This window comes from Bacillus sp. FDAARGOS_1420 (genome assembly GCF_019344915.1).
Taxonomy (GTDB): Bacteria; Bacillota; Bacilli; order Bacillales; family Bacillaceae_G; genus Bacillus_A; species Bacillus_A mycoides.
This window is the reverse complement of the sequence record NZ_JAHWJB010000002.1, coordinates 2,822,091-2,836,377: the sequence shown is the minus strand read 5'-3', so window position 1 is coordinate 2,836,377 and position 14,287 is coordinate 2,822,091. Positions and strand designations below refer to the sequence as shown.

The 14,287-nt window shown below is 33.8% G+C and carries 10 protein-coding genes; 8 read left to right on the top strand and 2 right to left on the bottom strand.

Annotated elements, in window-relative coordinates; all coding sequences use genetic code 11:
- Positions 1-382: 382 nt before the first annotated feature.
- The 5 genes from miaB (at position 383) to mutL (ending at position 7,823) form a co-directional block, all read left to right on the top strand.
- Complete coding sequence (miaB, locus tag I6L50_RS24675) at positions 383-1,912, top strand: tRNA (N6-isopentenyl adenosine(37)-C2)-methylthiotransferase MiaB (RefSeq protein WP_219303404.1); 1,530 nt, start codon at positions 383-385, stop codon at positions 1,910-1,912.
- Between the two features lie 3 nt (positions 1,913-1,915).
- Entirely contained in the window at positions 1,916-2,347 is a 432-nt protein-coding gene (locus I6L50_RS24670) for a YlbF/YmcA family competence regulator (protein ID WP_219303403.1), read from the top strand.
- A gap of 128 nt (positions 2,348-2,475) precedes the next feature.
- The gene (cotE, locus tag I6L50_RS24665) at positions 2,476-3,018 is read left to right on the top strand and encodes an outer spore coat protein CotE (protein WP_002014610.1); all 543 of its coding nucleotides are present in this window, start codon (positions 2,476-2,478) and stop codon (positions 3,016-3,018) included.
- 180 nt (positions 3,019-3,198) lie between these two features.
- Positions 3,199-5,871, top strand: coding sequence for a DNA mismatch repair protein MutS (gene mutS / locus I6L50_RS24660; protein WP_219303402.1), 2,673 nt, complete (start codon positions 3,199-3,201; stop codon positions 5,869-5,871).
- Positions 5,872-5,879: 8 nt separating this feature from the next.
- Positions 5,880-7,823 (top strand): DNA mismatch repair endonuclease MutL, encoded by a 1,944-nt coding sequence (gene mutL, locus I6L50_RS24655; RefSeq protein ID WP_219303401.1) that lies wholly within the window; start codon positions 5,880-5,882, stop codon positions 7,821-7,823.
- A gap of 71 nt (positions 7,824-7,894) precedes the next feature.
- On the opposite strand, the gene I6L50_RS24650 is transcribed toward mutL, so the two are convergent.
- Positions 7,895-8,857 (bottom strand): SHOCT domain-containing protein, encoded by a 963-nt coding sequence (locus tag I6L50_RS24650; protein WP_219303400.1) that lies wholly within the window; start codon positions 8,855-8,857, stop codon positions 7,895-7,897.
- Between the two features lie 252 nt (positions 8,858-9,109).
- Between I6L50_RS24650 and I6L50_RS24645 the strand changes: the two genes are divergently transcribed.
- Both I6L50_RS24645 and I6L50_RS24640 read left to right on the top strand, forming a co-directional pair.
- Positions 9,110-9,256, top strand: coding sequence for a hypothetical protein (locus I6L50_RS24645; protein ID WP_219303399.1), 147 nt, complete (start codon positions 9,110-9,112; stop codon positions 9,254-9,256).
- A gap of 127 nt (positions 9,257-9,383) precedes the next feature.
- On the top strand, positions 9,384-10,370 hold the full coding sequence (locus tag I6L50_RS24640) for a choloylglycine hydrolase family protein (protein WP_219303398.1): 987 nt from the start codon (positions 9,384-9,386) through the stop codon (positions 10,368-10,370).
- A 453-nt stretch (positions 10,371-10,823) separates the two neighbouring features.
- On the opposite strand, the gene I6L50_RS24635 is transcribed toward I6L50_RS24640, so the two are convergent.
- Positions 10,824-11,012: a hypothetical protein gene (locus I6L50_RS24635; protein ID WP_097914717.1), complete on the bottom strand. Its 189-nt coding sequence runs from the start codon at positions 11,010-11,012 to the stop codon at positions 10,824-10,826.
- A gap of 485 nt (positions 11,013-11,497) precedes the next feature.
- Between I6L50_RS24635 and I6L50_RS24630 the strand changes: the two genes are divergently transcribed.
- Positions 11,498-14,281, top strand: a complete 2,784-nt coding sequence (locus I6L50_RS24630) for a dynamin family protein (protein ID WP_219303397.1) — start codon at positions 11,498-11,500, stop codon at positions 14,279-14,281.
- Positions 14,282-14,287 lie beyond the last annotated feature (6 nt).

Genomic DNA, 14,287 nt, shown 5'->3' with positions numbered 1-14,287 from the left:
ATAATTAATAGATTTGTTTACTTAGAAAATTCAGAATGATAAAATAATATATAAATCGTTGTATAAAAATAGCATGTTCATTAACTGTGAAATGAAATATAGGATAAGAAGCCTTCTTCGTTAAAGTTGGCTAAAGGCTCTATACTATGATAATGTGTATAGGGATAAAGCAATATGCTTTTGGGTAGGACAAGATGAAATAATAAAAAGGGAATGTCTATTTGTGTGGGGAAGACTTCATTCTTACGGATGATTAGATCGATTACTCAAGTTTCAAAGGGCAAGTTATCTCTCATGCTATCTAACATCATTGAGATGGGTCTAAGCGCATTAAAATGGACTACAGAGTGTGTGTATAGTTAAGGGTGAAAGGAGATTACCGATGAACGAGCAACAACGATTAGCAAGTCGACAAGCAAATTCCTCTACGAAAAAAGAAGAGAAAGATTATAGTAAATACTTTGAAAGTGTATACCAACCACCTTCCTTGAAATTGGCGAAAAAGCGTGGGAAAGAAGAAGTTAAAATTGAAAGAGATTTTGGCCTACCTGAAGAGTTTCGCAATTTTGGCGCAGGAAGAAAGTTTTACATTCGTACATATGGCTGTCAAATGAATGAGCATGATACAGAAGTAATGGCTGGGATTTTTACAACGCTTGGATATGAGCCAACCTTTTCAACTGAAGAGGCAGATGTAATCTTATTAAATACTTGTGCAATTCGTGAAAATGCTGAAAATAAAGTGTTCGGTGAACTTGGTCATTTAAAATCATTAAAGCGAAGAAATCCGGATCTTATAATTGGTGTATGTGGTTGTATGTCTCAAGAGGAATCTGTTGTAAATAAAATTATGCAAAAAAATCAGCATGTAGATATGGTGTTTGGTACACACAATATTCATAGATTACCGTATATCCTAAAGGACGCAATGTTCTCAAAAGAGACGGTAGTTGAAGTTTGGTCAAAAGAAGGGGATGTAATTGAAAACCTTCCGAAAGTACGTCGTGGTGATATTAAAGCTTGGGTAAATATTATGTATGGCTGTGATAAGTTTTGTACATATTGTATTGTACCGTATACACGCGGAAAAGAGCGCAGCAGACGTCCAGAAGATATTATTAAAGAAATTCGCCATTTAGCTGCGAACGGTTATAAAGAAATTACGTTACTTGGACAAAACGTAAACGCATACGGTAAAGACTTTGAAGATATACAATATGGTCTTGGCGATTTAATGGATGAACTTCGTAAAATCGATATCGTGCGTATTCGTTTTACAACAAGCCATCCACGTGATTTTGACAATCATTTAATTGATGTTCTTGGAAAAGGTGGTAACCTAGTAGAACATATCCACTTACCGGTTCAATCTGGTAGTACAGATATGCTTAAAATTATGGCGCGTAAATATTCGCGAGAACACTATTTAGAGCTTGTACGAAAAATTAAAGAAACAATTCCGAATGCAGTGCTAACGACTGATATTATCGTTGGTTTCCCAAATGAAACGGATGAGCAGTTTGAAGAGACGATGTCGTTATATCGTGAAGTAGGATTTGATACGGCATTTACATTTATTTATTCTCCGCGTGAAGGTACACCAGCTGCAAAAATGCAGGATAATGTTCCGATGGAAGTGAAGAAAGAGCGATTACAACGCTTAAATACACTAGTGAATGAATATGCAGTTAATAAGAATAAGCGTTATATAGGTCAAATTGTAGAAGTATTAGTTGAGGGAGAAAGTAAGAATAATCCTGAAGTACTTGCGGGATATACACGTACGAATAAACTTGTAAACTTTGTTGCTTCAAAATCTTTAATTGGTCAGCTTGTGAAAGTAAAAATAACGGAAGCAAAAACTTGGTCTCTTAACGGGGAATTGGTTAAGGAGCCGATTGAGGTGAAATAATAGATGAAAGTATATACGAAAGATGAAATTGTTGAGCAAGCGAAAGAATTAGCGAAAATGATCTCTGAAACAGAAGAAGTCGATTTCTTTAAGCGAGCAGAAGCACAAATTCATAAAAATGAAAATGTAAAGCGAGCAATTGATGAAATAAAAGCTTTGCAAAAACAAGCAGTAAACTTGCAACATTATGGGAAATGGGAAGCTTTGAAAAAAGTAGAAGCTGAAATTGATGCACTTCAAGATAGGTTAGATAATATCCCAGTTGTACAGGAGTTTAAATCTTCACAAACGTATGTAAATGACTTACTACAGCTAGTTGCTAGTACCATTTCTAACAATGTAACAGATGAAATATTAGTTTCAACTGGCGGCGATGTGTTGAAGGGTGAAACTGGTGCAGCAGTAGAAAGTAAAAAAGGAAATTGTGGTTGTTAAAGAGATGTCTTATTGACATCTCTTTTTTTTAGTGGGTTATATCGGAAATTCTTCTCAAAAAAAAGAATGACACATTCCGCTATTGTCACGCATATGATTAAGTGAATAGTGATTGAGGAGGGTTACGAATGTCCGAATTTAGAGAGATTATTACAAAAGCAGTGGTTGGAAAAGGACGTAAGTATACAAAGTCAACGCATACATGTGAATCGAATAATGAGCCAACAAGTATTTTAGGGTGCTGGGTAATTAACCATTCGTACGAAGCGAGAAAGAATGGAAAACATGTGGAAATTGAAGGTTTCTATGATGTAAACACTTGGTATTCATTTGATGGAAACACAAAGACTGAAGTTGTAACAGAACGTGTTAACTACAATGATGAAGTAAGTATTGGGTATCGTGATAAAAACTTCTCTGGTGACGATTTAGAAATTATCGCTCGTGTAATTCAGCCGCCAAACTGTTTAGAAGCTCTTGTATCGCCAAATGGTAATAAAATTGTTGTGACGGTAGAACGTGAATTTGTAACAGAAGTAGTTGGGGAAACGAAAATTTGTGTAAGTGTAAATCCTGAAGGTTGCGTAGAATCAGACGAGGATTTCCAAGTCGATGATGATGAGTTTGAAGAATTAGATCCGAACTTTATCGTCGATGCAGAAGAAGAGTAAGAGAAAGCTAGGGAGAAGTTCTTCCTAGCTTTTTACAGTACATAAGTGGTTCTGCATGAACATGATTCCTTATGAAATGTGCTATAATGAGGAAAGACTCCTGGAATAGGAGATATGGATGTCCGTGAAGTGTGACATATATGAATATAGATTATTATGTAAGAATTATGGAGGAAAGACATGACGCAATATACGCCTATGATACAGCAATACTTAAAGGTTAAGGCAGACTATCAAGATGCCTTTTTATTTTTCCGATTAGGTGATTTTTATGAAATGTTCTTTGAAGATGCGGTTAAAGCAGCTCATGAACTTGAAATTACATTAACGAGCCGAGATGGTGGTAGTAGTGAACGTATACCGATGTGTGGTGTACCGCATCATGCAGCTAAAAATTATATTGAACAACTTGTTGAAAAAGGATATAAAGTAGCTGTTTGTGAGCAAGTGGAAGACCCAAAAACAGCTAAAGGTGTAGTACGTCGTGAAGTAGTACAACTAATTACGCCAGGAACGATGATGGAAGGGCGTACAATAGACGAGAAGGAGAATAACTTCTTAGCAGCATTAACACATTTCGAAGATGGATCTTATGCGCTAGCTTGTAATGACTTAACGACTGGACAAAATACAGTCACGTTATTAACTGGTTCAGTAGAAGATATTTTATTAGAAGTGTATGCGACTGGTTCAAAAGAAATTGTTGTAGATTCTACATTTTCAAAAGATGAATTAAATAAATTAACTGAAACATTAAAAATGACGATTTCGTATGAAGATGCAACAACTATTCCAGAAGGATTAGAACATCTTGTGAAAAGTGTTTCCCAAGCAAAATTAATTAAAGCAATTGGACGCTTATTTAACTATGTGATAAGAACACAAAAACGTTCGTTAGATCACTTGCAACCAGTAGAAATTTATTACACGAATCAATTTATGAAAATTGATGTGCATTCAAAACGCAATTTAGAGTTAACAGAGACTCTTCGCACGAAGGAAAAGACAGGCTCATTATTATGGCTATTAGACAAAACAAAAACGGCTATGGGTGGGCGTATGTTAAAACAGTGGATGGAACGTCCACTTATCCAGAAAGAAAAAGTTGAAGAGCGTTTAGAAATGGTTGAAATGTTTGTAAATGATTACTTCTTACGTGAAGATTTAAAAGAAAAGTTAAAAGAAGTATATGATTTAGAGCGTTTAGCAGGGAAAGTTGCATTTGGTAATGTAAATGCACGGGACTTATTACAATTAAGACGTTCTTTACTTCAAGTACCAGCTATTTTAGAAGCGATTAGTCTTTTAGATAATGCTTATGCAGCAAGGTTAATTCAAGGTGCGGATCCATGTGAGAGCTTAACTGAATTACTAGGAAGAAGTATTCAAGAAAACCCACCGCTTTCTATTAAAGATGGAGATATTATTAAAGACGGTTATAATGACAAGCTTGATCAATATCGTTACGTTAGTAAAAACGGAAAAACGTGGATTGCTGAGCTTGAAAAACGAGAGCGTGATATTACAGGGGTTAAATCATTAAAAATTGGGTACAACCGTATTTTCGGCTACTATATTGAAGTGACGAAGGCTAATCTTGCAGCACTTCCAGAAGGGCGCTATGAGCGTAAACAAACGCTTGCTAATGCAGAGCGTTTCATAACAGATGAATTAAAAGAAAAAGAAACATTAATCTTAGAAGCAGAAGAGAAAATTGTACAATTAGAATACGATTTATTTACAGCGCTTCGCGAAGAAGTCAAAGTATTCATTCCGAAATTACAGCATTTAGCGAAAGTAATTAGTGAACTAGACGTACTGCAAAGCTTTGCGACAGTTAGTGAAGAAGAGCAGTTTGTAAAACCTGTTTTAACAAATAAGCGCGAAATCTTTATTAAAGATGGTCGTCATCCTGTCGTTGAAAAAGTATTGAACGGGAAATTGTATGTACCGAATGATTGTATTATGCCGGAGAAGATGGATGTCTTTTTAATTACAGGACCGAACATGTCTGGTAAAAGTACGTATATGAGACAATTAGCACTTGTTACTGTTATGTCACAAATTGGTTGTTTTGTACCAGCGACAGAAGCAGTATTACCTGTCTTCGATCAAATCTTTACGAGAATTGGTGCAGCGGATGATTTAATCTCAGGTCAAAGTACATTTATGGTTGAAATGTTAGAAGCGAAAAATGCAATTGCAAATGCATCAGAGAGAAGTTTAATTTTATTCGATGAAATTGGACGCGGTACATCTACGTATGATGGTATGGCACTTGCGCAAGCAATCATTGAACATATTCATGACCAAATTGGTGCGAAAACATTATTCTCTACACATTATCATGAATTAACAGTGTTAGAAGAAAGTTTAGACCAACTAAAGAATGTACATGTTTCAGCAATTGAAGAGAATGGAAAAGTAGTTTTCCTTCATAAAATTCAAGATGGAGCGGCTGATAAAAGTTACGGAATTCACGTTGCTCAACTTGCCGAGCTTCCAGAGAGCTTAATCGCTCGCGCGAAAGAAGTGTTAGCACAACTAGAAGGACAGGAAGAAATTGTTATTCCGAAACGAGTAGAAGTGAAAGTGCCAGAAGTCGCTCCAGAACCAGTTGTTGTAAAAGAAGAACCAGCAGAAATACAAGAGACGAAAGTAGAGACTGAGGAAGAATCGCAATTATCATTCTTTGGTGGAGAACAGTCTTCGAAAAAACAAGACAAGTCAGTTCTAGATGCAAAAGAAACGGCAGTACTTGCACAAATTAAAAAGATTGATTTACTCGATATGACGCCTTTAGAAGCGATGAATGAACTGTATCGTTTACAGAAAAAGTTAAAGAAAGGATGAGTAAGTAGATGGGGAAAATTCGCAAACTCGATGATCAACTCTCTAACTTAATTGCGGCAGGGGAAGTAGTAGAGCGCCCTGCCTCAGTTGTAAAAGAACTCGTGGAAAATTCCATCGATGCGAATAGTACATCTATTGAAATCCACTTAGAAGAAGCTGGATTATCGAAGATTCGCATCATCGATAATGGAGATGGTATTGCTGAAGAAGATTGTATCGTTGCATTTGAACGACACGCAACGAGTAAAATTAAAGATGAAAATGATTTATTTCGTATAAGAACGCTCGGTTTCCGCGGAGAGGCCCTGCCGAGTATTGCCTCAGTGAGTGAATTAGAATTAATTACGAGCACAGGTGATGCGCCTGGCACACACCTTATTATTAAAGGTGGAGACATTATAAAACAAGAGAAAACGGCAAGCCGAAAAGGAACAGATATTACTGTACAAAACTTATTTTTTAATACACCAGCGCGCCTTAAATATATGAAAACGATTCATACAGAGCTTGGGAACATTACAGATATCGTGTATCGTATTGCAATGTCACATCCTGAAGTATCGTTAAAACTGTTTCATAATGAAAAGAAATTGCTTCATACATCAGGAAACGGTGATGTAAGACAAGTACTTGCATCGATTTACAGCATTCAAGTTGCGAAGAAGCTGATTCCGATTGAAGCTGAGTCTCTAGACTTTACCATTAAAGGCTATGTAACATTACCAGAAGTAACGAGAGCGTCTCGTAACTATATGTCAACGATTGTAAATGGCCGTTACGTTCGAAATTTTGTATTAATGAAAGCAATTCAGCAAGGATATCATACGTTATTGCCAATCGGAAGATACCCAATCGGCTTCTTATCAATTGAAATGGATCCAATGCTTGTTGATGTCAACGTACATCCAGCAAAATTAGAAGTTCGCTTTAGTAAAGAACAAGAATTGCTAAAGCTTATCGAAGAAACATTGCAAGCTGCATTCAAAAAAATACAACTCATTCCAGATGCTGGTGTAACAACGAAGAAAAAAGAAAAAGATGAAAGTGTGCAGGAACAGTTCAAGTTTGAGCATACAAAACCGAGAGAATCATCTATGCCTAACATCGTTTTACCGACTGGTATGGATGAAAAACAAGAAGAAACAACGACTGTGAAACAACCAGCACAACTTTGGCAACCGCCGAAGCAAGAATGGCAACCACCACAGTCACTAGTAAGAGAAGAGCAAAGCTGGCAGCCATCCTCTAAGCCGGTAATAGAAAAAACGGTTCGAGAGGAAAAGGAATGGACTAGCAACGATGACGATTTTGAATTAGAGGAATTGGAAGAAGAAGTTCACGAAATAAAAGAGATTGAAATGAACGGTAATGATTTACCACCGCTTTATCCAATTGGACAAATGCACGGAACATATATTTTCGCTCAAAATGATAATGGGTTATATATGATTGATCAGCATGCTGCGCAGGAGCGCATCAATTATGAATATTTCCGTGATAAAGTGGGACGAGTTACGCAAGAAGTACAAGAATTACTTGTACCGTACCGCATCGATTTATCTCTTACCGAATTTTTACGTGTCGAAGAGCAGTTAGAAGAACTAAAAAAAGTCGGATTATTTTTAGAGCAGTTTGGCCATCAATCCTTTATCGTTCGTTCGCATCCAACGTGGTTCCCGAAAGGACAAGAAACAGAAATCATTGATGAGATGATGGAGCAAGTCGTCAAACTAAAAAAAGTTGATATTAAAAAATTACGTGAAGAAGCAGCTATTATGATGAGCTGTAAAGCTTCAATTAAAGCAAATCAATATTTAACGAACGATCAAATATTCGCCTTACTTGAAGAACTTCGTACAACAACAAACCCATATACATGTCCGCATGGAAGACCGATTCTGGTGCATCATTCTACTTATGAGTTGGAGAAGATGTTTAAGAGGGTTATGTAGGGATTAATATAATTTTTGAAATGAATTAGTAAAAAAGAAGCGATGATACATCGCTTCTTTTTTTATTGGATTTAATTTAAAAGTTTTTCTTTCTGTTTAATAAATTCTTTATCTGTAATGATTTTTTTATCTCTTAAAATGGCCAACTTTTCAATTTCATCTGCGACAAACATGTTGTTAGGAAGAGGGGAAATATTTGTTTGTTCTTCACTGTCAGTCATATATTCTTGGATAATTGAATCTATTATCTGCGGTTGCATAACTTTGGATTCAATTTTTTGATAATATGTTGGGGTATGTACTGCAATTCTTATATTCTCTAGGGCCTGAGTAAGGTGTCGGGTGTCCTTTAATTGGGAAGAAAACATTTCTTCTAAAAACCCTTGACGAATAGGTGCCCAAATGAAAAATATAATTATGAGTATAAGGGCACAAATTCCTAAAAAATAGCCTATTGCCTGAGAACTAGTAACCAATATTTCATTATTTGGATTATTCATCCATTGATTGAAGGCTGTCCAAGTAGGAATGATGAATAGTAAAGCTAATCCACTATAGGTTGAAAGGATAGGTGCCCACCCTTTTTTCTCGAGTTGGTCAATGCGTTTATGCAAAATGTTTATTAGAAACTCTAATGTTTTTTCGTCTGTTTCTGGTTTACCAATTAGTATGTTGTTTTGAATTAGAAAAGATTTAATTATTAAACTAATGGATTCATTCCAATAAGGGCTTTTAATATCTATCTTATATTTTTTATAAGCTTGTTTTTGGGCAGGTATAATCACTACTTTTTTGAAAAGTTGAAAAAATGCAACGGTAATTAAACAGTATATAATAAGATGCATAAAAGGGTTGTATAAAATAGTTTTATTATTTGTTGAAAATACAGCGTAAAGATATAATCCTATAAAAATTAAAGTAATAATGGCGAAAATAGCTTTAAAAATTTTATATTTTAAAGAAATAGGTTTATATATTAAATTCCAGCTAGTTAGTTTGTTTTTGTAAAAGTCTGATAATTGTTTCTCGATCAAAGTTACTCACTCCCCTGTTCCAATTTAATATTTTAAATATTATTAAAAATATTATATCATATTAATAGGATTAATTAATTATATTTTGGGAGTATTAGTAACATAGTGTTAGAATGTTATTTGATCATTAATATATAATATAGCATGAACTAATAAATTATATGAGTATTGGGTATTAGAAGAGTGATCAACACGGATTTTACGTTTTTGTTAGAAGTAGAATTGTTAATTAAAAGTTAAGGAGTATAAATTATGAATCTAGGAGCAGGATTAGGGGATCCCTATTTTTATGAATGGACTATTGGTTTAGACAAAATTACATCAATGCTTATACCAGAAAAAGAAATAAAATCAGTTGTTCTTCAGGCTACCGTTGATACTTTGGATGAGCAACTATAAACTAGAAATAACCTATTTGTAATGTATATGTGCTTTCTCATTTTTTTGTAAGGAAAGGGGTTTTTAATTTACAGATTTATCGGAATTATGTAAAGTGTAGATAAAACCATAAAATGGGGTGTTCTTTATGTGTACTAGTTTGACATTACAGACAAAAAACGGTCAGCATCTTTTTGCAAGAACGATGGATTTTACATTAGATATGAATCAAGAAGTAATAATCATTCCTCGGCATTACCAGTGGAATAATATAACTGGTGAAATCATTAATACGAAACATGCTACGGTCGGAATGGGAATTAATCATCAAGGAAGGATCATTATGGCGGACGGAGTAAATGAAGCAGGTATGACATGTGCAACACTCTATTTTCCAGGATTCGCAACTTATAGTCAAAGCATAGATGACAACAAAACGAATTTGGCTCCATTTGATTTTGTGACTTGGAGTCTCACACAATTCAATTCTGTCAAAGAGTTAAAGAAATCTGTAGATAGCCTTACCTTTTTGGATATACCATTACCGGATTTAGGACTTACGCCACCACTACATTGGATTTTAGCGGATAAATGGGGAGATTGCATTGTACTGGAGCCGACAAATGAAGGATTAAAAATGTATGACAACCCACTAGGAGTGATGACGAATAGTCCAGAGTTTAATTGGCATTTGCAAAATTTAAGACAATATATAGGCCTTAAATCGCAGCCATTCGCGCCAACTGAGTGGAGTAATGTACCATTAAGTGCTTTTGGTCAGGGCTCAGGTTCAATGGGACTTCCAGGGGATTTCACCCCGCCATCAAGGTTTGTGCGGGCAGCATATGGCAAACAAAACATTCAAGGTATAGATAGTGAAGAAGAGGGAGTATCGGCCCTTTTTCATATCTTATCAAATTGCGAGGTTCCTAAAGGCGGAGTAATAACAGAAGACGGTGCATTAGATAATACCATTTATACAAGCGTAATGTGTATGGAGTCCGGAACATATTATTATCATACCTACGATTGTAGACAAATTATGGCCATTCATTTATTTCATGAAAATTTAGATACAGATGAGATTAAAGCCTATCCGTTCCAACGGAAACAAAAAATATTTTATGAAAACTAAGTAGCTTTGAAACAACGTTTGGTAAATTTTTAAATATATATAATAGAGCAATAATGCTTATAAAAAGTAGGGGTCGGAAGGGATATAATTGATAATCTAATAAGTAACCTGAATAAATATCCCTTAAGAAAAAATAGACGTAAAATATTCAAGGTATTATATAAATTCAATCCAACGACTTCTAGAAGGGCCATTAAAGTGCTATTATGCAAAGTAAACATGAGCGTACTCCATTTATAAATAGCAAAGAACAAAAAAGGTATGGAAAAAAATCCATACCTTATATTTATAATTCAAGTTCTTCCATTATCTATGTATAAAAAAGCGCTGTATATCAGCACTTTTTAAAAGGTACGTGGATTTTAAAATAAAGGTTGTACATTATTAAAAGCGTAACTATGCACGGCTAAACATAGATTCTTACTTTGTTAATTGTTATAAGGATCTATATGATTATTTATTTTTATTATTATTATTAATTTTTTCAGTGTATAGAACTTGTTCTTTGTAGTGTTTTTTTATTGGGAAAGTATGTGTACCAGAGCCGTTTTTGTATGTTTTATTGATGGGGTTTTTTAGAGGGATTGTTGTAGTTTCAGTAAATTCATATGGGTAGTTTATTTTAGATTTATCTTCAAACATGAAAATGCCTCCTTTTAGGATTTCCTGAATTCTTTACTATAACATGATATGCATATAGATTTTTTTTGGACTAGTTATTTATATAGGTTAATGGAATTTAATTACGTAACTACTGAAATATTTCAAAGGAAAACAATGTGAGAAATATATTATAACGATTTCTTTTATTTATTAGCGAAGGGAGTCTTGCATATATATTCGTTATAGATTGTTTTTATAATGTAATATATATAGAGTTTTCCTGATAATATAATGTGAAATATTATATTATTATTAGGTTATTAGGAACATTTAATGTTGTTTCACAACTGAAAGGGAATTGAAAAAAAACTGAAACTTTTCTCATAAAAATTCAATCTTACTTGAAAAATGAAAGGAAAATGAAATTTTCTAAAAGGAATTCTTTGTTAAGATAAAAAGCATACATACAAAAAAGTATTGACATATCTCAAAAAATGTATTTTCGAGATATAGTGGGGGAAAAGATGAGATTAGAAAAACAATTAATAAAAAAGATGTATTATGAAACATTCCTAATGGAGAATGAAACACACCCACCTCTTCAAGTACTTGGAGAAGCTTATGTAAACGAAGAAAAAAATGAGATTTCTGATGGATCTTATATTCGTTTTGCACAAGGTGAATTTTATTATCACCATCAAGATTTTGAAGCAGCTATTTTTAAATGGGAGAAAGTTAGTAATGAATTAGCGCCATGGGCACAAAAAAATATTGCGGATGCTTACTTCGAACTTAACCAATTATCAGTTGCGGAAAACGTGTATACTTCTATTAATACTGATAACAAAATACTGATGACCGAAATTGTACTGCAATTACTGTCTCTTTATATCGAGCAAAATAATTTTGATTCAGCTTTCGCTGCTATTAAAGAAGCAGTTTCTTTAAATCCCGATTATCCAAACGTTACAATAATTGCCCGTTCCTTTTATGAAGAACAGCAAGATTTTGATAGTGCAGTAGAGCTTGCTGTGAACGAGTTAATTCGAACAGAATCTTATCCGTGGTTTGAGGTTCTAAAAGAATATATCGATAAAGGATTTACTAAAAATATTTCACCAGACTATTTTTATAAAGTATTAGTTACATTAAATAATGTAGATCAAGTACAATTTACGCAAATTGTTTCATCACTTTGGCACAGCTATAAAGATGAACAAAATTACTTATTATGGCTCAACACAATAAATGAATTTTTCATACATATCGAAATACATTCGTCCGATATATGGGACGAAATTTCTTCTCTTTACGAAGAAACATACTTTGAATTAATTCAAGGTCAATATATGCTTAGACAATTACACGATATCATTCCAAATCTGTTAACAAATTGGTTAAAGGTAGTCAATCCCTCTCATGCTGTATTTCCATCTGCAGCAGTATTGGCATGGGATGAGATTTTTCCTTCTAAAATAGATTCAGCGGATATAAAAGATGCGGAAAAACTACTTTCATATTCTATTAATCATGTGAATGGCTTAGAGTATAGTTTACATCTTTTTGAATCCATTACACACTGGGCACAAGAACATGATTTAGAAATGGGTCACCGATTTAGCTGGTTAGTTGGTGAGCTTGCAGATTTAAGAACAAATCGCCTATTAGTAACTGGAACTTCAGGGAACGGAAAAGCTTCATTTATTAACTCTATTTTAGGAGAAAATATATTAGAAAACTCAATCTCAAATGTAGTTGTTTTTAAAAATGACGCTTATACAAAAATTAACGCTATAACAGATTCGGAAATTACAACAACTGAGAATTTCTCTGATTTCCATAACATGATGGCAGTGCACCGTCAAACATATAGAGATAGAGCATGTGTTGAATTTAAGTTACCATGCAGATTTTTAAGTGAAAACAAACTTACATGCGTTGTTACACCTAGCTTTAATAGGAACAATGATGCGAGAGATGAGGTGTTTGAATATTTAAATTCTGTAGATGAATTATTATTCGTATTGAATGCGGATTCACCTTTTACTGACAAAGAACGTGACATTCTATTGAGTATCCAAGAACATACACCAAATCTACAAGTTCATTTTTTATTAAATAAAATTGATAACATTTACAATGAAGCAGAAGCAAAAAGAGTTATACAAGATACGCAAGTGAGAATTAACACATATTTCCCTAATGCAAGAGTTTTCCCTTATTCTTCGTTATATACAAATAGTAAACAACTAAACGATTTAACTGAGTTTATTCATTTTAACTTTAACCATAAAAATATTGATGCAGAACGTACTGAAAGGCTATTGTTTTTCATTCGAAAAACAATTACATATCTTTTGGATAAACGCGTCGAGAGGGAAAAAGATTTAGTGGATTCTATTAATTGGAATGAAGATATGTTAGTTAAACTTAATGGTTGTATTAATAACCTTACTGCTTTTGAGAAGGAAAAAATTCATTTAATTACAGAATCATATCGTACGATGAAAAGCGAAATTACTAATGATCTTAAAGAACATATTCCGAAACTATTGCAGAGTTGTTCCGATTTAATTAGTGAAGAAAGCGATTTTAGTCACATTGATATTGAACTAAACACAGCGATGAATGGAAGAGTGCAACAATATCTAGAACAAACTGTATTACCTAATCTTGCTCGCTCTATGCAGAATTGGATTGCGACTTCTAATAACGAGCTCCTTCAAAGTCAATTGTACTTAGCAGAAACCAGTGAAGGACTTAATTCTTTATTTGGAGAAAATCGAATACAGTTAGAATGTGACTTTAAAGTAATTGATGATTGGCGCAGAGATACTGATAGAATGACAACTAGAATACAAATGGAAGAAGTAAATATTTTACGCCGATTTACACCGGCGCAATTTTTACTGAAAAGTGCCGGTAAATTATTTGGAGTTCTTCCTAAAAATAAAGCTATGCTATATAACAAATACAAACAGTATTTAGAAAATGAAGATTATACCGATGTAACGACTTCTATTATGAAGAAGTTTTTCTTGCAATTTGAGCTGTTTGAAAACACACAAGAGCGGGATATTAATATGTTCTTTAGAAATCCATTTGGTGCGTTGGAACAAGCTATAGAAAACACTCATTTAGAAATAAAAGAAAAACAAGATAAATTGCATAAAATGAAATCAAACCCTGAAGTTTACCATGATCCTATAAAGCTCTTTGAATTGAGATTACGTCAATGTGAAGTAATCTTGAATATAGGTGAGGTTAATTCCTATACAGATGTAACTTTAGAAACAAGCGTAGAATAAAAGTAA